This is a genomic window from Paraburkholderia sp. SIMBA_027, assembly GCF_046535315.1.
Classification (GTDB): Bacteria; Pseudomonadota; Gammaproteobacteria; order Burkholderiales; family Burkholderiaceae; genus Paraburkholderia; species Paraburkholderia tropica.
This window is the reverse complement of sequence record NZ_JAWRWY010000002.1, coordinates 102,063-122,931: the sequence shown is the minus strand read 5'-3', so window position 1 is coordinate 122,931 and position 20,869 is coordinate 102,063. Positions and strand designations below refer to the sequence as shown.

Sequence of the window (20,869 nt, the reverse complement as noted above, 5' to 3'; positions counted from 1 at the left end):
CGACCACCGGACAGTTCCCGTCCACCCGCCACCACGCCGTACCGGCAGACACTCTGCCATCTGTACCGGTACTGTACCGAAACACGCAGCTAGACTGGCTCCATCCTGATCGATACGATCGCCCTCGCTTTACCGGAGCCCTCGCCTCATGCTGCCCGACATGCTCAGCGCCCTGCCCGCCGGCATGCTGTTCGTCATCGTCACGACCATCACGCCCGGCCCCAATAACACCATGCTGCTCGCCTCGGGCGTCAATTTCGGCTTCCGGCGCACGGTGCCGCATATTCTCGGCATCAGCGCGGGCGTCGTGGTGTTGATGCTCTCCGTGGGTTTCGGTCTGGGTCAGGCGTTCCGCCACGTGCCCATGCTCTACACGGCACTCGAAGCCGCGAGCGTGGCGTATCTGCTGTGGCTCGCGTGGAAAATCGGCACCTCGGGCGACCTCAAGATGAAAAGCGGCGAGCGGCGTCCCATGCGCTTTCACGAGGCCATCGCGTTCCAGTGGATCAACCCCAAGGCGTGGATGATGGTGCTGACCGCCGCGACGACGATCCGGCTGTCGACGGACTTCGGCATGAATACCGTCGTGATGGCCGCGTTGTTCTATGTGATCGGCTTGCCCTGCATCTGCGTGTGGGCCGCGTTCGGCACCGGCATGCGCCGCTTTCTCGCCGATCCGCGCCGCCTGCGCGCATTCAACATCGCCATGGCGCTGTCACTCGTCGCCTCGATGTATCCGCTGCTTGCGCATCTCGCGCATCTTGCACAAAGCTGATCGCTTCGTCAGGATCCCTTAGAAGTTTCCGCTGCTCGCGCGCTCGATAAAACGCCAGAGCGCGTCGTCGAGCGAGTACGGCGCATTGAAACGGAACCAGGAACAGGCCGCGTCGTCGGGACGGAAATACGAGCCCGGCGCGAGCCAGATACCGTCCCGCAGCGCGGCCGTCGCCAGCTCGCCCGCCCGCGCGGCCTCCACCGGCAGCCGCACCCAGACGAACAGTCCCGCGCGCGGCCGGCAGAACGGTTCGAGCCCGAGCGCGTCGATGCGCTCTTCGAACGTCGCATGCGCGGCCTTCAACTGCTCATTGACGATTTCGACGTGGCGCGCGTAGCGCCCTTCGAGCAGCACCTTGTCGACGATGCGCTCGATCGTCTGCGAAGACGTGAGCCCCACCGCCATCTTCGCGCGCGCGAGTTCACGCAGCACGTCGCGCTCCGCGACGACATAGCCGCAACGCAGCGACGGCGTGACCGTCTTCGAAAAGCCGCCCACATACAGCACGCGCTGCAGGCCTTCCATCGCCGCGAGCAGCGGCGCGCCCGGCGGCGCGAGTTCGCGGCTGACATCGTCTTCGACCACCCACATGCGCTCGCGCTCGGCGATCTGCAGCAGGCGGAACGCGTTCGCCATCGTGAAACTCGCGCCGGTGGGATTTTGCAGCGTCGTGTTCACGAAGATCGCCTTGGGCCGATGCGCGGCGACCTGCTGCTCGAGCGCGTCGAGATCGAGCCCGGCGGGCGTGCGCGGCACGCCCTGCACCGTCAGGCCCGCGAGCTTGAGAATCTGCAGCAGATTGCAGTAGCCCGGGTCTTCGACCAGTACAGTGTCGCCGGGCCGCAGCAGCGTGCGCACGATCAGATCGAGCCCTTGCGTCGCGCCCTGCGTGAGCAACACGTTGCCGACCTCGACCGGCAGCCCCTGGCGATCGAGTTGCGCCGCCACGCGCTCGCGCAACGGCGCAAAACCATACGGATGACCGTAGTCGCCCAGCCGCACCGCCGGCACGCGACTCGTCGCGCGCAGCGCATGGTGCAGCCCCGTTTCGTTGATCCACTCGCCGGGCATCCAGCCGCAGCCGGCCTTGATCGGCACCGAGTGATCGGCGAACACATCGGACAGCAGCCAGGTGGCGGCGAGCGCGGGCGGCTGCCAGCCCGCCGCGCTGGCGCGCGGCGCTTCGGCGCGCTGCGCCACGCGATAGCCGGAACCGCGCCGGGCCACCACGAGTCCCATCGACACGAGCCGGTTATACGCTTCGGTCACCGTATAGGTGGACAACTCGTGCGATTGCGCGAGCTGGCGCACCGAGGGCAAAAGCGCGCCCGTGCGCAGCGTGTGCGCCTCGATCGCCCGCGCAAACGCGCGGACGATCTGTTCGACGAGCGTCGTAGCGGCCTGGCGGCCGCGTTCCAGTTCGATTTCGATCATAAGGTGGCGTGGACTGTACCCTGCCGTGCCGAGTACAGACCAATACAGTTGGGACAAATTGTCCAGCACAGTTATCAGCGCAGTATAGAGACTGTATCTGCCGCGCTTCAAGCCCCGGCGATAGAGTCTGTCAAACCACCTCAGGAGAACACCCATGACTTCGCGCCCCGTCATCGACGACCTGTCGTCGTTCTGGATGCCGTTCACGGCCAACCGTCAGTTCAAGGCCGCGCCGCGCCTGCTCGAATCGGCCAAGGGCATGTATTACCGCACGACCGACGGCCGCGAGGTGCTCGACGGCAGCGCGGGTCTGTGGTGCGTGAACGCGGGCCACGCGCGCGAGGAAATCGTCGCGGCCATCGCCCAGCAGGCCGGCACGCTCGATTTCGCGCCGACGTTCCAGATGGGCCACCCGCTCGCTTTCGAAGCGGCCAGCAAGGTCGCCGAGATCATGCCCGAAGGGCTCGACCGCATTTTCTTCACGAACTCGGGTTCGGAGTCGGTCGATACGGCGCTGAAGATCGCGCTCGCCTACCACCGTTCGCGCGGCGAAGGCCAGCGCACCAAGCTGATCGGCCGCGAGCGCGGCTATCACGGCGTGGGCTTCGGCGGCATTTCGGTTGGTGGCATCGGCCCGAACCGCAAGGCGTATTCGGGCCAGTTGCTGCCCGCCATCGATCATCTGCCGCACACGCACAACCTCGAACACAACGCGTTCTCGAAGGGCCAGCCGGCGTGGGGCGCGCATCTCGCCGAGGACCTCGAACGCATCGTCGCGCTGCATGATGCGTCGACCATCGCGGCCGTGATCGTGGAGCCGGTTGCCGGTTCGACGGGCGTGCTGATTCCGCCGCAAGGCTATCTGCAACGCCTGCGCGAGATCTGCACGAAGCACGGCATCGTGCTGATTTTCGACGAAGTGATCACCGGTTTCGGCCGTCTCGGCAAAGCCACGGCGAGCGAATACTTCGGCGTGACGCCCGACATCATCACGATGGCGAAGGCGATCAACAACGCCGCCGTGCCGATGGGCGGCGTGGCCGTGAGCCGCACGATCCACGACACGGTCGTGAACAGCGGCGCGCCGGGCGCGATCGAACTCTTCCACGGCTACACCTATTCGGCGCACCCGCTCGCGTGCGCCGCCGCGATCGCCACGCAGGATCTGTATCGCCGCGAAGGGCTGTTCGAGCGCGCGAATTCGCTCGCGCCGAAGTTCGAAGCCGCGGCGCACGCGCTGCGCGATGCGAAGCACGTGAAGGACGTCCGCAATCTCGGCCTCGTCGCGGGCATCGAACTGGATTCGCGCGACGGCGCACCGGGCGCGCGCGCCTATGAAGTGTTCGTGAAGTGCTTCGAAGCGGGCGTGCTGATCCGCTTCACCGGCGACATTCTGGCGTTCTCGCCGCCGCTGGTCGTCACGGAAGAAGAGATCGAGCGTCTGTTCGGCACCGTGCGCGACGTGCTCGCGACGGTGCAATAACGCAGCTTCGCCGCCGCGCTCCGGCGCGGTGCGCAACGCCATCGGGCGGCCCTTTTCGGGCCGCTTTTTTTTCGCCGCCCGCGCGGCGATTGCGCGACTTCGGCACGCTCAGACCGGGTTCGCGCACGGTTTGGGCAAGGTTCAGGCAAGACCCGCGCCATCGGCGTATCGTGAGGTTATCGACACATCATTGCGCTGCCGGGCCGCACGCGGGCAGCGGCCGGAGGCATCGCGATGAAGACACCGATCCGCGTGGGAACGCATATCGAAGGCGTGCACTGGGTGGCCGAATATCTCGCGTCGACACTCGAAATCCGCGTGTTCCGCGAAGGCCACGAAATCGAAACCATCGCGGCGCCCGCCTCGCTGTTCGGCGACGAAGCCGAAGCCGGTTCCGCGAGCGACGAAGCGAGCCGCGCCGAAGACGCCGCCGTGCTCGCCGTCCTCAAACATTACGTGGCCGAGCGCAATCCCGAGGAGTGACCATGACCGACGGCGCCGAACGTCCGCCCGAGACCGCCCTTTCCCGGCCCGCCGCCGCGCACGATCAGCCCATCGAAACGGATGCGCTGATCGTGGGCGCCGGTCCCGTGGGCCTCTTCCAGGTCTTCGAACTCGGGCTGCTCGACATACGCGCCCACGTGGTCGACTCGCTGCCCGTGGTCGGCGGTCAATGCGCCGAACTCTATCCCGACAAACCCATTTACGACATACCGGCGATTCCGGTTTGCACGGGCCGGCAACTCGTCGATTCGCTGATGCAGCAGATCGAGCCGTTCGGCGCGACGTTTCATCTGGGCGAAGAAGTGCAGATCGTCGAGCGGCGCGGCGACGGACGCTTTTTCGTGCAGACCTCGAAAGGCACGGCATTCCTCACGAAGACCGTGTTCATCGCGGCGGGCGTGGGATCGTTTCAGCCGCGCACGCTGAAAGTGAGCGGCATCGAACGCTATCGGGACCGGCAACTGTTCTATCGCGTGCGCGACCCCGAACAGTTCCGCGACAAGGACATCGTGATTTGCGGCGGCGGCGATTCGGCGCTCGACTGGGCGCTGCGTCTCGTCGACGTCGCGCAGAGCGTGATTCTGCTGCACCGGCGCGAGCAGTTTCGCGCCATGCCCGCGTCGGTCGCGCAGATGCGCACGCTATGCGAAGCGTGGCGCATGCAGGCGATCGTCGGCCAGATCACCGGCTTCGACGACGATGACGGCGTGCTCAAACGCATCAAGGTCACGGGCGGCGACGGCGTCACGCGCTCGCTCGAACTTGAGTATTTGCTCGTGTTTTACGGCCTTTCGCCGCAACTCGGGCCGATCGCGCAATGGGGCGTCGAACTGGACCGCAAGCAATTGCCCGTCGATACGGCGCGCTTCGAAACGAGCGTGCCGGGCATCTTCGCCGTGGGCGATATCAACACGTATCCGGGCAAGAAGAAGTTGATTCTCTCGGGCTTTCACGAAACCGCACTCGCCGCGTTTGGCGCGGCGCGCCACGTTTTTCCCGAGAAGAAAATCCATCTGCAATACACCACGACGAGCACACACCTGCACGAAGTGCTGGGCGTGAACTCTCCGTCGATGGACTAAACCTGCGCCGATTGCTGGGCAATCAGCCTTGCTTACCTTGCGAACCCTCGGCCGGAGCCGCGTCTTCCTCGCGGAAAATGCGATCGGCGAGATGGAACGCCGAATTGGCCGCGGGCACGCCGCAATAGATCGCCGTTTGCAGCAGCACTTCCTTGATTTCGTCGCGCGTCACGCCGTTGTTCTTCGCGGCGCGCAGATGCAGCGCGAGTTCCTCGTTGCGGTTGAGCGCCACCATCATCGAAATCGTGAGCAGGCTGCGCGTGTGACGCGGCAGACCTTCGCGCGTCCAGATCTCGCCCCACGCGTAGCGCGAAATGAGCTTCTGGAATTCTTCGGTCAGATCGGTGCGGTTCGCGATGGAGCGGTCGACGTGTGCGTCGCCGAGCACCGCGCGGCGCACTTTCAGGCCGGCTTCGTAACGATCGTCTTCGTTCATTTCGACTCCTGCAGGAAGGCCAGCACGACCTTGTTCCATTCGTCGGCGAGCTCGACGTTCGAGATGTGCGCGGCATTCAGTTCGACATAGCGCGCGCCCGGCACCGACTCCGCCAGTTCGCGGCCTTGAGCGGGCGTTGCGGCCAGATCGTGCGTGCCCGAGATCACGAGCGTCGGCGCCTTGATCGATGGCGCTTCGCCGCGCAGGTCGGCGGCGTTGAGGGCTTCGCAGTTCGACGCGTAGCCGTCCTTGTCGGTGTGAACGAACACGTCGCGCACCTGCGACATCACCAGCGCGTTGCGCGCGATGAATTCCGGCGTGTACCAGCGCGGCAGCACGGCGTCGGCGAGCGCGAGCATGCCTTCGGCGCGCGCTTTCGCGGCGCGCGGCACCCACACTTCCGGCGTGCCGATCTTCGCGGCGGTGTTGCACAGCACGAGACGGTCGATGCGGTCCGCGAAACGCGCGCCGAGGCCCACGCCCGTGAGACCGCCCATCGAAACGCCCGCGAAATGCGCGCGCGCGATGCCGAGATGATCGAGCAGGCCGATCACGTCGCCGGTCAGTTGCTCGATGGTGTACGGACCTTGCGGCGCGGCCGAATGACCGTGACCGCGCGTGTCGTAACGCAGGACGCGGAAATGCTTCGAGAATTCGACGAGCTGGGGCGTCCACATCGATACGTCGCTACCGAGCGAGTTCGACAGAACCAGCCACGGCGCCGTGCTGTCCTGCGCACCGTCGATGCGGTAGAACAGCTGCGTGTCGTTGACGGCTGCATAAGGCATGCGGTTACTCCTGATGAGTCTGCGATGAAGAATGGGGCGAGCGCTGGGCGTACGACGCGAGCACCGCGTCGACGAACGCGTGCGCTTCGCCCACGTAATTGGCGGGGTCGAGCAGCGCTTCAAGACGATTTTCGTCTAGATGCTGCGTGACGGCGGGATCGGCCGCGAGCACGTCGTAAAGCGTGCGTTGCGATTGCACCGCCTGTTTCGAGGCCTTTTCGACGAGGTGATGCGCGTCGAGGCGGCCGATGCGGTCGCCGAGCGCGAGCATCACGGCCTCACCGAGAATCAGCCCGTGCGTGACGTCGAGATTGGCCGCGAGACGTTCGGTGCGCACTTCGAGACCGCCTGAAATCTGTTCGATCTGCGCGAGCGCGCCGCCCGCGAGACGCGCGAGTTCGGGCAGCGCGTCCCATTCGGCTTGCCAGCCGCCGAGCGCGCGCTCGTGCTCCTGCACCATGCCCGCGAACACGGTGGCGACGAGTCCCGGCGCGCGCGTGGCCGCCGTGAGCACCGCCGCGCAACCGACCGGATTGCGCTTGTGCGGCATGGTGGACGAACCGCCCTTGCCTGCCGCCGCCGGTTCGCCGAGTTCGCCGATCTCGGTCTGCATATGCAGCGAGATATCGCGCGCGATCTTGCCGAGCGTGCCGATCAGCATGCCGAAGAACGCCGCCGCTTCGGCGATGCGATCGCGTTGCGTATGCCACGGCAGCGTGGGCTGCGCGAGGCCGAGTTCCTTCGCGAGATCGGCGCTCACCTTCGCGCCCGCGTCGCGCAAGCTCGCGAGCGTGCCCGCCGCGCCGCCGAATTGCAGCACGAGCGCACGTTCGCGCAAGGCCGCAAGGCGCTCGCGATGACGCAGCAGCGTATCGAGCCACTGCGCGAATTTGAGGCCGAGCGTGATCGGCAGCGCCTGCTGCAGCCACGTGCGCCCGACCGCGGGCGTCGCGCGGTGTGCGCGGGCAAGTTCGGCCAGATTGGCGCAGGTGGCGTCGAGACTCGTGTCGATCAGCGCGAGCGCGTCGCGCAGTTGCAGCACGGTCGCCGTGTCGATGATGTCCTGGCTCGTCGCGCCCCAATGCACGTATTTCGCGGCCTCGGGATCGGCCTCTTTCACGCGCGCGGTCAATTGCTTGACGAGCGGAATCGCCAGATTGCCGCCGAGTGCGGCGTCGCGTGCGAGCGCATCGGCGTCGAGACGATCCGCGCGGCACGTCGCGACGATCGCCGCCACGGCCGCTTGCGGAATCACGCCATGCAGCGCCGACGCGCGCGCGAGCGCCGCTTCCACGTCGAGCATGCGCTGGAGCGTGGCCTCGGTCGACCACGCGGCGTTCATCGGCTCGGTGCCGCAAATGAGGCTCGTCAGGCGTTCAATCATGGATCGATATGAAAAAAGTATGGATGCGATGCGCGCAAACGCAGATGGCGCGGCGCCCGGCGACTATTGCCGCCGGACCCGCGCCACGCTGGTGTTCATCTGCGAGAAGTGCGCGCGTTGCCGCAGTTTACGCCGCGCGGCGATTCTGCGTCGCGTCGATCAGCGGCACGCCGGCAAGCTTCTGCAGCGCGTCGAAGTCGATATCCGAATAGATCTCGCGCACGGCGAGACCGTCCGGCGTCACGTCGAAGGCGGCGAGGTCCGTGTAGATGCGGCCCACGCAGCCCACGCCCGTGACCGGGTACGAGCATTCGCTCACGAGCTTGCTTTCGCCCTGCTTCGTGAGCAGTTCCATCATCACGAAGACCTGCTTCGCGCCGAGCGCGAGATCCATCGCGCCGCCCACGGCGGGGATGGCGTCCGGTGCGCCGGTGTGCCAGTTCGCGAGGTCGCCCTTCACCGACACCTGGAACGCGCCGAGCACGCAGTAGTCGAGGTGGCCGCCGCGCATCATCGCGAACGAGTCCGCGTGATGGAAGAAGGCGCCGCCGGTCAGCAGCGTGACGTGCTGCTTGCCTGCGTTGATAAGTTCGTCGTCTTCCAGACCGGGCGCGGGCGCCGGGCCCATGCCGAGAAGACCGTTCTCGCTGTGCAGGAAGATTTCCTTGCTCGGATCGAGGTGGTTGGCCACCAGCGTCGGCACGCCGATGCCGAGATTCACATAAGCGCCCTCAGGAATGTCCTGAGCCACGCGTTGAGCCATTTCGTCGCGATTCAACCGTTTCATTGCATAACTCCGTAGCTTCAGGCGGCCTGAGCGGCTTGCAGCGCGGCTTGCGCGGGCTGCGGCACTTCAACGACGCGCTGCACGAAAATGCCCGGCGTCACGATGTTTTCGGGGTCCAGCGCGCCGAGTTCGACGACTTCCGACACCTGCGCGATCGCAACCTTCGCCGCGCTCGCCATGATCGGGCCGAAATTGCGCGCCGTCTTGCGATAGACCAGATTGCCCCAGCGATCGCCCTTGTACGCCTTGATCAGCGCGAAGTCCGCGTGCAGCGGCGCTTCGAGCACGTAATGGCGACCGTCGATCAGGCGGGTTTCCTTGCCTTCGGCCAGCTTCGTGCCGTAGCCCGTGGGCGTGAAGAAACCGCCGATGCCGGCGCCCGCCGCGCGGATGCGCTCGGCGAGGTTACCTTGCGGCACGAGTTCCAGCTCGACTTCGCCGGCGCGATAGAGACCGTCGAACACGTACGAGTCGGTCTGGCGCGGGAACGAGCAGATGATCTTGCGCACGCGTTTGGCCTTGAGCAGCGCGGCGAGGCCCGTGTCGCCGTTGCCGGCGTTGTTGTTCACGATCGTGAGCTCACGCGAGCCTTGCGCGATCAGCGCGTCGATCAGTTCCGCCGGCATGCCGGCCGTGCCGAAGCCGCCGATCATCACCGTGGCGCCGTCCTGAATGTCGGCGACGGCGGCTTGAAGCGAGTCGAAAATCTTGTTGATCATGCCTGTTCCTGAAAGCGATGCGCATCGCGGAAAGTCCACGCCACTCGATCGCGAAAAAGTTCTATATACGAACACTGATTCGTTTAGCGAACGTCCAGCGCATTATCGGAGTGCCCAGGCGCGATTGTCAAGGCGGGACTTCCTTAGGTCGAACGCGAAAGCGCGTCGATTCGTCGGCGGAAATATCGCGCATCGGCATCTCACAATGCACCGAAATGCCTGTGCGCGGCGGCAAGGTGGCGTCGATCCGCCCGACCCGCCCACCTCGCCCGGGCACATACCCCAATATCTCGAATCGGCATGTTTGCACTATGGTTTATCCCGTTTAGACATAGTGCGGCGCTGCTCGCGCGCTTCTCATGCAAGACCTCGACCTGAATCTGATCCCCTATCTCGTCGCGATGGAGGACACGCGCAACGTGAGCCGCGCCGCCGAACGGCTCGGCGTGAGCCAGCCGCGCGTGAGCACGGCGCTCGGCAAGCTGCGCGAGTATTTCGGCGATCCGCTGTTCGTGCGCACCTCGCGCGGCATGGAACCGACGCCGCGCGCGCTCGGGCTGATTCCCGCCGCGCGCGACGCGCTCATCCGCATCGAAAAAGGCATGCTCGAAGATCAGGCCTTCGATCCGGCCACCAGCACGCATACGTTTTCGATCGCGTTGTCGGATGTCGGCGAAATCGTGTTTCTGCCGCGGCTGCTGCAAATGCTCGCCAAACGCGCGCCGCATGCGAATCTGCGTTCGGTGTCGCTGCCGCCCAGTCAGGTCGAGCGCGGGCTCGAATCGGGCGACATCGACCTCGCCGTGGGCTACTTTCCCGACCTCGGCGGCAATAACTTCTTCCAGCAGCGGCTCTTCACGCATCGCTTCATCTGCCTGATGCGCAGCCAGCACCCGCTCGCGGGCAAGCCGATCACGCTCGAACAATTTCTCGCGCTCGGTCACGCCGTGGTCCGCGCCGAAGGACGCAGCCAGGAAGTGCTCGAGCATTTTCTGGAGAAGAAACGCCTGCGCCGCCGCGCCGTGCTCGAAACGCCCCACTTCATGAGCCTGCCGTTCATTCTCACGCGCACCGACCTGATCGCGACGGTGCCGCACGCGATCGGCTTCGCGTACGTCTCCGAGCATGCGTCGATCACGCTCGTCGAGCCGCCGCTGACCTTGCCGCGTTTCGATCTCAAGCAGCACTGGCATCGCAAGTATCACAATGCGCCGCGCGGCGCGTGGCTGCGCAGCGTCGTTGCCGAACTCTTCAACGACGCGATGGACGAGTGGCCGAAGTAAGCGCGGCCGCCGCGCGTTCGCACATTCGCGCTCGCACGGTCACGCAGGATTCATGAAACAATGCGCGTTCGTGGCGCGCCGAGCGGGCGTCGGCCACATGACCGGAGCCGATGCATGAGCGACACAAAGAACACTGAAAAGAAAGGCAAGAAACGCGCGTCGAAGGACGCCGTCGAGATCGCCGCGCGTCCGTCGCGCAGCGAAGCGGAAGACGCCGTGCGCGTCCTGCTGCGCTGGGCCGGCGACGATCCCACGCGCGAAGGTCTGATCGATACGCCGTCGCGCGTGGTGCGCGCCTATGAGGAATTCTTCGCGGGTTATCAGCTCGATCCGCGCGAGATCCTGTCGCGCACGTTCTCGGAAGTCGACGGTTACGACGAGATGATCGTGCTGAAGGACATCCGCTTCGAGAGCTACTGCGAACACCATATGGTGCCGATCATCGGCCGCGCGCACGTGGCGTATCTGCCCGAGCATCGCGTGGTGGGTATTTCGAAACTCGCGCGTCTCGTCGACGCCTTCGCGAAGCGTCTGCAGATTCAGGAGAAGATGACCGCGCAGATCGCCGACACGCTCAACGACGTGCTGCAGCCCAAGGGCGTGGGCGTGATTCTCGAAGCCGCGCATCAATGCATGTCGACGCGCGGCGTGCACAAGGCGGGCGTGTCGATGGTCACGTCGCGCATGCTCGGCACCTTCCGCACCGATCCATCCACGCGCCGCGAGTTTCTCGCCATCGTCGGCAATCCCGGCGCGATGAGCGTGGCGAATACCTGATCGAGCGATCAGACGGACGCCGCGCTCGCGGCGTCCTTCGCGTTTTTGCGCACGGCTCTTACGCTTACTGCCCGTCGTTGCCGCGCTCGATTTCGCGGATCTTGCCCTGGCGCACGCTGCTGCCCGGCGGCACACTATGCGTGAGCCACACGTTGCCGCCAATCACCGAACCCTTGCCGATGGTCACGCGGCCGAGAATCGTCGCGCCCGCGTAAATCACCACGTCGTCCTCGACGATCGGATGGCGCGCGTTGCCCTTCACGAGCGTGCCGTCGAGATCGGCCGCAAAACTCTTCGCGCCGAGCGTCACCGCCTGATAGACGCGCACGCGCTCGCCGATGATCGCCGTCTCGCCGATCACCACGCCCGTACCGTGGTCGATGAAGAAGCTCGGACCGATCTGCGCGCCGGGGTGAATGTCGATGCCGGTCGCCGAATGCGCGATCTCGTTGATGAAGCGCGCGAGTAAAGGCACGCCGAGACGATGCAGCGCGTGCGCGAGCCGGTGATGCGTCATCGCCCAGACGCCCGGATAGCAGAGCAGGATTTCGGTGATGTGCTGCGCGGCCGGGTCGCCCGTGAACGCCGCCTGAATGTCGCTCACGAGCAGCGCGCGAATGCCCGGCAACTGATGGCCGAACTCGCGCGCCACTTCGAAGGCGCGCTTGCGCAGCACGTCGTCGGCGGCGTCGGCGTACTCGGGCAGGAAACGCAGCGCGCGGCGGATCTGTTCGGCGAGCAGACGCAGCGTGCTTTCCAGCGTATGGCCGACGTAGTAATCGACGCTCTCGTCGGTCAGGTCCGGCGCGCCGTAATGCGTTGGAAACAACGCGGCACGCAGACCCTGCACGATATTGCCGACGGCGTCGCGCGAGGGCAATTCGCGGATGCCGAGCGGATGGCGCGTGCGGTGGCGTTCCTCGCGCGACGCGCGCAGGTCGGCGACGATCTGTTCGAGGCCCCAGTCGGGGCTGGCAGGTGTGGACATGGTGATGCGCAGGCGGCGACTTGGGCCGCACAGAGGAGTGTATCGACCCCAGAGATTACCGCTTTTCGAGAGAGTTCGCCGAGGTCCGCCGTGGCGTGGCGTGCGGATTCAGTCGCCGCGCGAAAACTGCGCGGAACGTGCGGGAAGTGTCAGAGCGTGACGCTGCTGGCGTCGATCCAGCGCACGGCCCAGTCGCGTGCGTGCGCGATAGCGGCGCTTTCGTCGTTAAAACGGAGATCGGAAGGGAAAAAACGATTGGCAACGAGTTCGCCGTCGCTGGAACGCGAAATCACGACATAGGGTTGATACGTACCGTCGCCAGCACGCGCCGGCGCACAGTTGAGCAGGTAACCGCGATGCGTGAATGCAGCGTCGAAGTGCATGTGTCTCGTCCGCCCCTGACTGCCTCGTTCGATTATTGTCAGGCGCGTGCAGAATCGATGCGGCAAAGCCACAGCCCGGCCGTGATTTCAGGCCGTTAATCTAAAGCGCGCCAACTCGTTGAAAGAGGATCATACTCCGAGGAAATACGGCGATCCAACGAAAAAAATGCAAAATCGCTGGAGGCGTTCTCCTGGCGTACCGGCTTGATTTTCGGTCCGATTCCAGTGTCCAGAAAGACGTGGAACGCCAGTTGCTGAAACGGGGTTGACCCGGCCTGCTGTTTTCGGCCCCGCCTCTTTCACGGAGGGCATCATGAACCAATCCGACCGAACCGATGCCGCGCAAACCGCGCAACCGCGCAGCGCCGAACTGCACAACGACCGCACGCACGACAGCACGGTGGACACCGACGGCAAGAATCGCGAAGCCGCGCGCCTCGCAGGCGCCGGCCACATCGGCCCCGACGAAGTCACCACGAGCAACGCCACGCTCGACAACAGCATGCCGGAAGCGAACGACGGCCTCGCGGGTTTCGACAGCCGCGGCGGCGCGCATCGTCATCCGTTCGCGCCGCAGGCGGATTTCGAAGCCGTCGACAAGGGCATGGCGCCGCCGGCATCGCCTGTCGCCGCCGACGAGCAGTTCGCCGATTCACCCGAGCGCGGTACGCGCCGCAGCCCAGGGCGTCTGCATTACGCGATCAATCATCTGCGACCGACGCGCATCGTCGAATTGCATCGTAAAACGTAACGGCGGATAGCCCGTCGCGCGCATGACGACATGATTTCGTCATGCGGTTTTGTCATGCGCGCGTGAACGCCGATTAAAAAATGTCGGTCAAAAACGTAATTGACCCACCTTAAACGGCATAAAACTGCCGTCCACTTAACCCTGTCTGTCATTTTTGCCATTCGCGCGCCGCGGCTTCGACGGTAAAATCCCGCCGCCTTCGCTGCTTTATTACCGATTTTGATTAAGCGAATTACAGAATCGGTAAAGAAAGCGGAAATCCAGTGCCGTTTTTCGGCGACGAAAGCGGGTCGCGGCTCGCGCGCAGCGGCACTTTTGTTCAGTCGACGGTGAATTACTCGCCAGGGATTTTCCCGAAAGGCGGGCAAACCCCTGGCGCAAAGCCCACAGCGCCGGGGGATAAAGGCGAGCATTACGGAATTTAGTGATAAATTGTTACATCATAAGAAGCGAGGCCAGTGCCCGCCCGGGCGCTGGTAGCGGACTGGCCCACCGCAGACGGAGAGTGTTGACGTGCCTCTACATTTCATTGAGCAGATGTCGCCCGTGCTCGACGCGCCCGAAGAGGCCGCGTGGTTCGACGCGGTGTCTCAGCTCGCCGTTTCGTGGGGTTTCGGCCAGGTCATGCTGGCGATCCTGCCGCGCGCCGGCATGCGGCTCGAGGACGCGTTCATCCGGACGAATTACTCGGCCGCGTGGCGTCAGACCTATAACGACCATGGGATGGCGTATTTCGACCCGACGGTGACGCATTGCACCACGCGCTCGTCGCCGCTGATCTGGTCGCCGGAACTGTTTGCCACCGAGCAGCAGCAAACCATGTATGAAGAAGCCCGCTCGCATGGGCTGCGTGCAGGCATTACGCTGCCGATCCATGGCCCGCGCCAGGAAACCGGCATGCTGTGCTTCGTCAACGATGTTAACCCGTCAGACAAGTTCTGGCAGGACGTCAACCGTGCGCTGCCGAACCTTGTCCTGCTGCGGGATCTCGTGCTCGACACGAGCCAGCGTCACCTGAACGATCACGCCCAGTCGCTGGTTCCCAAGCTCACGCCGCGCGAAAAGGAATGCCTCAAGTGGACTGCCCTCGGCAAGTCCACTTGGGAGATTTCGCACATCCTCAATTGTTCCGAGGCCGTCGTGAACTTCCACATGAAAAATATCCGCGGGAAGTTCGGCGTGAACTCACGGCGCGCGGCAGCCGTGATTGCGACGCAGATGGGTCTTATTGACCCGGGCTAAGCATCATCGGCGCCTCGGGACGCCGCAGGACGCGCTCCGCACGGCCGAGATCGCCGTCCGAAATCGTTTTGTTGAAGTACAGACCCAGCAGGATCGACACCGGCGGCGGAATCTCCGCGCCCGATTCGAAACGGCTGCCGCGCGACTGCGTCACGCCGAAACGCGCCCAGAAGCGGCGCTGGCTTTCCTTCTTCTTTTTCCGATACGCGATGATCAGGACACGGTCGATTACCGACGACAGGTCCCCCGCGTTATGAAGGGAATTCGTGCCTGCCTGCCATTGATGATTGTCCAGAAGTTCCATTTTGACCTCGCTGTCAGATATGCCTGATGAGTGACTGCCGCCCAGCCATTCGCCAGAACTGACCCTCCCTGCGCACCTACCTATCTGGATAGGTGTTTTTTTATATTCATAACGCATAGCTTTCGATCCATACCGCTGCCCCTCCACAAGTTCAAGGGAGAGTTGTCATGCAAGCTGCGATCCGGATCGGACTGCGTCAAGAGTTCGCCAACGAAGACATCAACGAGATGTACCGACTGCGGGCGCGGGTTTTCCGCGACCGGATGGGCTGGGATATTCCCACCATCGCCGGCATGGAAATCGACGGGTACGACGCGCTCGGCCCGCATTACATGCTGATCCAGGACGACGAGCGGCAGGTGCGCGGCTGCTGGCGCCTGATGCCGACGGACGGTCCCAACATGCTGCGCGACACCTTCCCGCAGCTGCTGCACGGCGAATCGGCGCCCACGGGCCGCCATATCTGGGAATTGAGCCGTTTTGCCATCGAAACGGGCAACGATCAGGCTTTTGGCTTCGCCGAACTGACCATGCACGCGATCCAATCGGCGATCCAGTTCGCCGACCGCATGGGCATTTCGCGCTATGTGACGGTGACCACCACGCCGATCGAACGCATGCTGCGCCGCACCGGCATGGAGATCACCCGCCTCGGCGCGCCGATGCGCATCGGCGTGGAAAATGCCGTCGCGCTCGACATCGCCATGAGCGAGCAGACGCATAACGCGATCTTCGGACCGATGGCCGCGGCCGCCTGACGCGCGCCTCGAAAGTCTCCGAAAACACCCCGGCCACCCCGGATTTCGCGCCCAGGCTCGCGACGCAGGCGTCAGGCATCATACGCTTTTGTCTGACGAATTGCGTCGAAGACGGCAGAAAACCGTCGCAGCGGGCGAGCCTGGCACGTAAATCCGGGGAACACGGCAACCGCACGGCAACCGTTTTATCGGCGCTCGTCGATTTTGCGACGGCCGTTTACCGTCATTCGGGCTGCGCCGGCGAACTGGCCGGCGCCGCTTTTGTGGCGGATTTGCCAAACCGGATGTGCGAAATGCGGCGTACGCACAACGCCGCCAGCAGCGCCGCGAGTCCGGTCAGGCCGATGCCGAGGTGAATCGCGTCGACCAGCACGTGCCGCACCGCCTCGATGAGCGCCGCGCCATCGAGGCCCGCGGCCTTCATCTGCGTGGTCAGGCCGTCGCGCAACGCCGGATCGATCAGCACGCGCGGGTCGGACAGCTGCGGCTGCCAGCGGGCCGCGCCCGGCGCGCCGAGCACCGCGAGCGCGTCGCCGATGCCGGCCGCGTAGCGATGGTTCACGATCGTCGCGACGACGCTCGTGCCGAGCATGCCGCCCACCATGCGCGTCGATTGCAGCAGCGCCGTCGTGATGCCGAAACGTTCGCGCCCGGCGATCTCCTGGCCGAACACGTTCAGATTGTTGAGGATAAAGCCGAGGCCGATGCCGACCGCGCCCATCGACAGTTCGAGCCACAGATGCGCCGTCGTGCGCGTCGCGAACGCGAGGCCCACGGAGGCCACCACCAGCAGGCCGAAACCCACGGTCAGGATCGACGTGGGTTTCTTCAGGTGAATCACGATGCGCGTGTTGACGAGGCTGCCGAGCGCGATGCAGGCGGCGATCGGCGTCGCGAGCAGCCCCGCGACCTGCGGCGACAGGCCGAAGCCGCCTTGCAGCAGCAGCGGCGCGAAGAAGATCAGTGAGAACATCACGAAGCCCGAGAGGACCGAGAGCGTGAAGAGCGTGACGAGCTGCGGATCGCGAAACAGGTCGAGCGGGATGATCGGATGCGTCGCGCGCCGCTCGCAGATCAGCAACGCCACTGCCCCCACCGCCACCAGCGCGATCAGGGCGAGATTGCCGGTCGTGAAGCCGTCCTTCGGCACGCCTTCGATCACGGTCTGAAAGCCGCCGAGCACGACCGCGACCAGCGCCGCGCCGGTCCAGTCGATCTTCACCTCGCCGGTGCGTGCATGGCGATAGTTCGGCAGATGCGCCCAGATGAAATACAGCGCCAGCACGCCGACCGGCAGATTGACCATGAAGGTCGAGCGCCAGCCGAAATGCTCGCTGAGCCAGCCGCCCAGCGACGGCCCCGCCGCCGTGCCGATACCGTAAGCGGCCGCCATCACGACCTGCCAGCGCACGCGGGCGCGCGGATCGGGAAAGAGATCTGGGATCGACGCGAACGCGGTGCCCACCATCATGCCGCCGCCCACGCCCTGCAACGCGCGCGCGGCCGCGAGAAACGGCATGTCGGTCGCCAGTCCGCACAGCACCGAAGCCACGGTGAACACGATCACGGCGGCGAGCACGAAGCGCTTGCGGCCAAAGTAATCGCCGAGACGGCCAAACACCGGCACCGTCACCACCGAGGCCAGCAGATAGGCACTGGCGATCCACGCGTAGTACTCGAAACCGTGCAGTTCGGCGACGATCGAGGGCAAAGCGGTGCTGACGACGGTCTGATCGAGCGCGACCAGCATGTTGACGAGGCCGATGCCGAGCATGGCCAGTAGCGCGTCGCGAAACGGCAAAGGAGTGTGGGTAGAGGTCACGGCGGGGATTGCTGCGGCGCGCAAGGACTAGAGAGACGCAACGATAGCGGCCTGACGGTGTGCGCGCAACCAGACCATTAAGCGGAACGTGCAGCATCTGTCAGTTTATCCTGACAGATGCTGCACGTGGCCGTCTGACGCAGAGGTCTTGATCCGACTGCACTCGCCTTCCATCTTTCATACAGCGACACTGCATCTTTGTCAGTGATCCTTTAAGCTCATTGCAGATCGCGAGATGCCGCACCGGCCGCCGATGTCCGGATGCGCGCAGCCGCGCCTGTTTTCGGGCTCATTTACGCGGAGGTTCCATGTACAAACGCATCCTGGTGGCGGTGGACGGCAGCGCAACGTCGCGCCGCGCATTCGAAGCCGCGCTCGAACTCGCCAAGGCGATGGGTTCGACGCTGCAACCGTTCTATGTCGTTGAAAACACGCCGATGTATTTCGACGCGCCCGGTTACGACCCGTCGATCCTGCGCAATCAGATGATCGCCCAGGGCAACGAACTCGCCGAGGAAATGAACAAGCTGATGAGCGAGCGCGGCGTGTCCGGCGAAATGCTGACCGGCGAAGCCTCCTCGCTCGACGACGTGCCGACACTCGTGCTCGATGCGGCCAAGACGAGCGGCGCCGATCTGATCGTCATGGGCACGCACGGACGTCGCGGTTTTCAGCGTCTGATTCTCGGCAGCGTGGCCGAACGCTGCGTGCGTCAATCGACGTTGCCGGTATTGCTGATTCCGAGCGCCGCGGGCGCGGTTAATATCCCGGAATAATATCGAGATAATCGAATAAATCATGCATTTCAGGTAGCACTTGCGCCTTGTCATTTGCCGCGAAAGCGCCTTCTGACAAGGCGCAAGCGGGTTCATCTCAAAAGCGCGTCCTTTTGCCGCCATTTTGAGATTCAACCCTGGTGGGAGAATGCTCCGAAACCGATTAAAGGAGCGTGCAAATGCTGACCCCTACCGTCGTTACTCATACCACCACCGTGAGGCGCGGCAGCCGCGCACCAGTGACAAGCCCGCGCTCCTCGGCGCGTTGCTCGAGTTGCGCGATGCGTCATCTGTGCATGCCCCAGGGTCTCGCGCTCGACGACCTGCCCAAGCTCGAAGCGCTCATCTGCACCGCGCGCAGCGTGCGCCGCGGCGAATCCCTCTACCGCGCCGGCGACCCGTTCGACAGCCTCTACGCCGTGCGTTCCGGCTCGCTGAAGACCGTCATGGCGCACCGCGACGGCCGCGAGCAGGTCACCGGCCTGCGTCTCGCAGGCGATCCGCTCGGTATCGACGGCATCAGCACCGACATCCACACGTGCAGCGCCGTCGCGCTCGAAGACAGTTCGGTCTGCATCATCCCCTACCCGGCGCTCAAGCATATGTGCCGTGAAACCAGCGCCATGCAGGACCGCCTGCACCGGCTCATGAGCGAACAGCTGATCCGCGAATCGTCGCAAATGATGGTGCTGGGCTCGCTGTCCGCCGACGAACGCGTGGCCGCCTTCCTGCTCGATGTCTCCGAACGTAACGGCCAGCGCGGCTATTCGCACGCCGAATTCAACCTGCGCATGACGCGCGAGGACATGGGCAGCTACCTCGGCATGACGCTCGAAACCGTCAGCCGCACGCTGTCAAGATTTCAAAAGCGCGGCCTGATCGACGCGCAGGGCAAGCTCATCCGCATTATCGATATCGAAGGGCTGCGGCACCTGTAAGGCCTTCGTTCTCCGCGCGCCGCCCTCTATCAGGCGGCGCGCTGCCGTTTACGGCCTCCTGACAGCGTTCAGGCACGCCGCGCCGTCGTCCGAAGTGCATTGGCACAGCGCGTGCGCAGCGGTAGAGTCTCACTCACCGCCCAAGCCAGGAGACTCGCCGCAATGCAGCTCCCGACCACGCCCACGCTCGCCGCCCGCCTCGCCGACGCACGCGCGGCCAGCGACGCGCTCTTCGCCCTCGTCAAGCCCGAATTCCTCTACGAACGCCCGATTCGCGAGCGCCATCGCATCGTGTTCTATATCGGCCATCTGGAAGCGTTCGACCGTAATCTGTTCGATCAGCGCCTGTTCGATCTGCCGTCCGCCGACGCGAAACTCGACCAGTTGTTCGCCTTCGGCATCGATCCCGTCGATGGCGCGCTGCCGACCGACATTCCCTCGGACTGGCCGGGCCTCGACGCCGTGCGCGACTACGCACGCGACGCCCGCACGCGTATCGACGCACGACTCGCCGGACTCGATCTGGCGCCCGACGCGTCCATGCACGACACGCCGGGGCAATTGCTGAACGTCGCGATCGAGCATCGTCTGATGCATGTGGAGACGCTCTCCTACATGCTCCATCAGTTGCCGTTCGAGCAAAAGCAGGCGCCGGACGCCGCGCGCGCGATCGCGGACCACCTCTATGCGGTGACGCCCGAAACGGTGAGCGTGCCGGCCGGCCGCACCGAGCTCGGCATGACGCTCGAACGCGGCCTGTTCGGCTGGGACAACGAATTCGGCGAGGAGCAGGTGGATGTGCCCGCGTTCGAGATCGACCGCTATATGGTCACGAACGGCGCGTTTCTCGATTTCGTGAACGATGGCGGATATCGCCGCCGCGAACTGTGGACCGAGGCCGACTGGGCGTGGCGCGAGGCCGAAGGCATCGAGCATCCGGTGTTCTGGCATCGCGGTGCGCAGGGCTGGCGTCTACGCACGATGTTCGACGATATTCCGCTGCCGCTCGCGTGGCCCGTCTACGTGAGCCACGCGGAAGCGAGCGCCTTCGCGCGCTGGCGCGGCGCGCGGCTGCCGACCGAAGCCGAATGGCAGCGCGCGGCGCACGGCGCGTTGCCCGGCGAAACCGACAACTTCGACTTCCGCAGCTGGGACCCGGTCGCCGTCGACTCGACGCCGGACAGCGCCAGCACCTGGGGCGTCGAGGGCCTATACGGCAACGGCTGGGAATGGACCTCGACGGTGTTCGCTCCGCTGCGCGGCTTCACGCCGTTTCCGTTCTACGAAGGCTATTCGGCCAACTTCTTCGACGGCCAGCACTACGCGATGAAAGGCGGCTCCGCGCGCACCGCGGGCTGCATGCAGCGGCCGACGTTCCGCAACTGGTTTCAGCCGCGTTATCAATACGTGTACGCAGGGTTTCGTTGTGCGAAGGGTTGAGGAAAAAAGCGTGCG

General features: G+C 64.8%; 22 protein-coding genes. 12 read left to right on the top strand and 10 right to left on the bottom strand.

The annotated features are described in order from the left end of the window. Positions 1-148 precede the first annotated feature (148 nt). The gene (locus SB764_RS03545; protein ID WP_065058925.1) at positions 149-775 is read left to right on the top strand and encodes a LysE family translocator; all 627 of its coding nucleotides are present in this window, start codon (positions 149-151) and stop codon (positions 773-775) included. A gap of 18 nt (positions 776-793) precedes the next feature. Here SB764_RS03545 and SB764_RS03540 read toward each other — a convergent pair whose 3' ends face one another. Then, positions 794-2,209, bottom strand: a complete 1,416-nt coding sequence (locus SB764_RS03540; RefSeq protein WP_410862686.1) for a PLP-dependent aminotransferase family protein — start codon at positions 2,207-2,209, stop codon at positions 794-796. Between the two features lie 154 nt (positions 2,210-2,363). Here SB764_RS03540 and SB764_RS03535 point away from each other — a divergent pair, with 154 nt between their 5' ends. The 3 genes from SB764_RS03535 (at position 2,364) to SB764_RS03525 (ending at position 5,278) form a co-directional block, all read left to right on the top strand. Next, on the top strand, positions 2,364-3,692 hold the full coding sequence (locus tag SB764_RS03535; protein ID WP_065058927.1) for an aspartate aminotransferase family protein: 1,329 nt from the start codon (positions 2,364-2,366) through the stop codon (positions 3,690-3,692). A 234-nt stretch (positions 3,693-3,926) separates the two neighbouring features. Beyond that, positions 3,927-4,175: a hypothetical protein gene (locus SB764_RS03530; RefSeq protein ID WP_410862683.1), complete on the top strand. Its 249-nt coding sequence runs from the start codon at positions 3,927-3,929 to the stop codon at positions 4,173-4,175. Between the two features lie 2 nt (positions 4,176-4,177). After that, positions 4,178-5,278 carry an NAD(P)/FAD-dependent oxidoreductase gene (locus SB764_RS03525; protein ID WP_410862681.1) on the top strand — a complete coding sequence of 367 codons (1,101 nt, stop codon included), beginning with the start codon at positions 4,178-4,180 and terminating at the stop codon, positions 5,276-5,278. Positions 5,279-5,300: 22 nt separating this feature from the next. Here the strand turns inward: SB764_RS03525 and pcaC are convergent, their stop codons facing one another. From pcaC to SB764_RS03500, 5 genes are all read right to left on the bottom strand, one after another. After that, a complete protein-coding gene (pcaC, locus tag SB764_RS03520) occupies positions 5,301-5,714 on the bottom strand; it encodes a 4-carboxymuconolactone decarboxylase (protein WP_410862679.1) in 414 nt (137 codons plus the stop codon). Continuing rightward, a complete protein-coding gene (gene pcaD, locus SB764_RS03515; RefSeq protein ID WP_410862677.1) occupies positions 5,711-6,502 on the bottom strand; it encodes a 3-oxoadipate enol-lactonase in 792 nt (263 codons plus the stop codon). Before pcaD ends, pcaC begins: the two co-directional genes overlap by 4 nt. A gap of 4 nt (positions 6,503-6,506) precedes the next feature. Continuing rightward, entirely contained in the window at positions 6,507-7,886 is a 1,380-nt protein-coding gene (locus SB764_RS03510; RefSeq protein WP_410862675.1) for a 3-carboxy-cis,cis-muconate cycloisomerase, read from the bottom strand. A 127-nt stretch (positions 7,887-8,013) separates the two neighbouring features. After that, the gene (locus tag SB764_RS03505) at positions 8,014-8,673 is read right to left on the bottom strand and encodes a 3-oxoacid CoA-transferase subunit B (protein ID WP_065058932.1); all 660 of its coding nucleotides are present in this window, start codon (positions 8,671-8,673) and stop codon (positions 8,014-8,016) included. Positions 8,674-8,690: 17 nt separating this feature from the next. After that, positions 8,691-9,392: a 3-oxoacid CoA-transferase subunit A gene (locus SB764_RS03500; RefSeq protein ID WP_074985751.1), complete on the bottom strand. Its 702-nt coding sequence runs from the start codon at positions 9,390-9,392 to the stop codon at positions 8,691-8,693. A gap of 359 nt (positions 9,393-9,751) precedes the next feature. On the opposite strand from SB764_RS03500, the gene SB764_RS03495 reads away from it, so the two are divergent. Together SB764_RS03495 and folE are read left to right on the top strand one after the other, a co-directional pair. After that, positions 9,752-10,675, top strand: coding sequence for a LysR family transcriptional regulator (locus SB764_RS03495; RefSeq protein WP_205991862.1), 924 nt, complete (start codon positions 9,752-9,754; stop codon positions 10,673-10,675). A gap of 114 nt (positions 10,676-10,789) precedes the next feature. Further along, positions 10,790-11,452 (top strand): GTP cyclohydrolase I FolE, encoded by a 663-nt coding sequence (gene folE / locus SB764_RS03490; protein ID WP_205991861.1) that lies wholly within the window; start codon positions 10,790-10,792, stop codon positions 11,450-11,452. A 64-nt stretch (positions 11,453-11,516) separates the two neighbouring features. Here folE and epsC read toward each other — a convergent pair whose 3' ends face one another. Together epsC and SB764_RS03480 are read right to left on the bottom strand one after the other, a co-directional pair. Beyond that, on the bottom strand, positions 11,517-12,440 hold the full coding sequence (gene epsC / locus SB764_RS03485; protein WP_065058935.1) for a serine O-acetyltransferase EpsC: 924 nt from the start codon (positions 12,438-12,440) through the stop codon (positions 11,517-11,519). A 149-nt stretch (positions 12,441-12,589) separates the two neighbouring features. Then, on the bottom strand, positions 12,590-12,823 hold the full coding sequence (locus SB764_RS03480) for a hypothetical protein (protein ID WP_065058936.1): 234 nt from the start codon (positions 12,821-12,823) through the stop codon (positions 12,590-12,592). Between the two features lie 313 nt (positions 12,824-13,136). Here SB764_RS03480 and SB764_RS03475 point away from each other — a divergent pair, with 313 nt between their 5' ends. Both SB764_RS03475 and SB764_RS03470 read left to right on the top strand, forming a co-directional pair. Next, positions 13,137-13,574: a DUF3005 domain-containing protein gene (locus SB764_RS03475; RefSeq protein WP_065058937.1), complete on the top strand. Its 438-nt coding sequence runs from the start codon at positions 13,137-13,139 to the stop codon at positions 13,572-13,574. A gap of 537 nt (positions 13,575-14,111) precedes the next feature. Beyond that, positions 14,112-14,816: a helix-turn-helix transcriptional regulator gene (locus tag SB764_RS03470; protein WP_065058938.1), complete on the top strand. Its 705-nt coding sequence runs from the start codon at positions 14,112-14,114 to the stop codon at positions 14,814-14,816. On the opposite strand, the gene SB764_RS03465 is transcribed toward SB764_RS03470, so the two are convergent. After that, on the bottom strand, positions 14,800-15,120 hold the full coding sequence (locus SB764_RS03465) for a helix-turn-helix transcriptional regulator (protein ID WP_065058939.1): 321 nt from the start codon (positions 15,118-15,120) through the stop codon (positions 14,800-14,802). The two genes, SB764_RS03470 and SB764_RS03465, sit on opposite strands and share 17 nt — an antisense overlap. A gap of 167 nt (positions 15,121-15,287) precedes the next feature. Between SB764_RS03465 and SB764_RS03460 the strand changes: the two genes are divergently transcribed. Further along, positions 15,288-15,878: an acyl-homoserine-lactone synthase gene (locus SB764_RS03460; RefSeq protein WP_065058940.1), complete on the top strand. Its 591-nt coding sequence runs from the start codon at positions 15,288-15,290 to the stop codon at positions 15,876-15,878. A gap of 223 nt (positions 15,879-16,101) precedes the next feature. Here SB764_RS03460 and SB764_RS03455 read toward each other — a convergent pair whose 3' ends face one another. Continuing rightward, positions 16,102-17,652: an MFS transporter gene (locus SB764_RS03455; protein ID WP_065058941.1), complete on the bottom strand. Its 1,551-nt coding sequence runs from the start codon at positions 17,650-17,652 to the stop codon at positions 16,102-16,104. 356 nt (positions 17,653-18,008) lie between these two features. Here SB764_RS03455 and SB764_RS03450 point away from each other — a divergent pair, with 356 nt between their 5' ends. The 3 genes from SB764_RS03450 (at position 18,009) to SB764_RS03440 (ending at position 20,854) form a co-directional block, all read left to right on the top strand. Further along, positions 18,009-18,476, top strand: coding sequence for a universal stress protein (locus SB764_RS03450; protein WP_410862672.1), 468 nt, complete (start codon positions 18,009-18,011; stop codon positions 18,474-18,476). A 179-nt stretch (positions 18,477-18,655) separates the two neighbouring features. Beyond that, positions 18,656-19,414, top strand: a complete 759-nt coding sequence (locus SB764_RS03445; protein ID WP_410862670.1) for a helix-turn-helix domain-containing protein — start codon at positions 18,656-18,658, stop codon at positions 19,412-19,414. A gap of 162 nt (positions 19,415-19,576) precedes the next feature. After that, positions 19,577-20,854, top strand: coding sequence for an SUMF1/EgtB/PvdO family nonheme iron enzyme (locus SB764_RS03440; protein ID WP_410862668.1), 1,278 nt, complete (start codon positions 19,577-19,579; stop codon positions 20,852-20,854). The last annotated feature ends 15 nt before the right edge of the window (positions 20,855-20,869 follow it).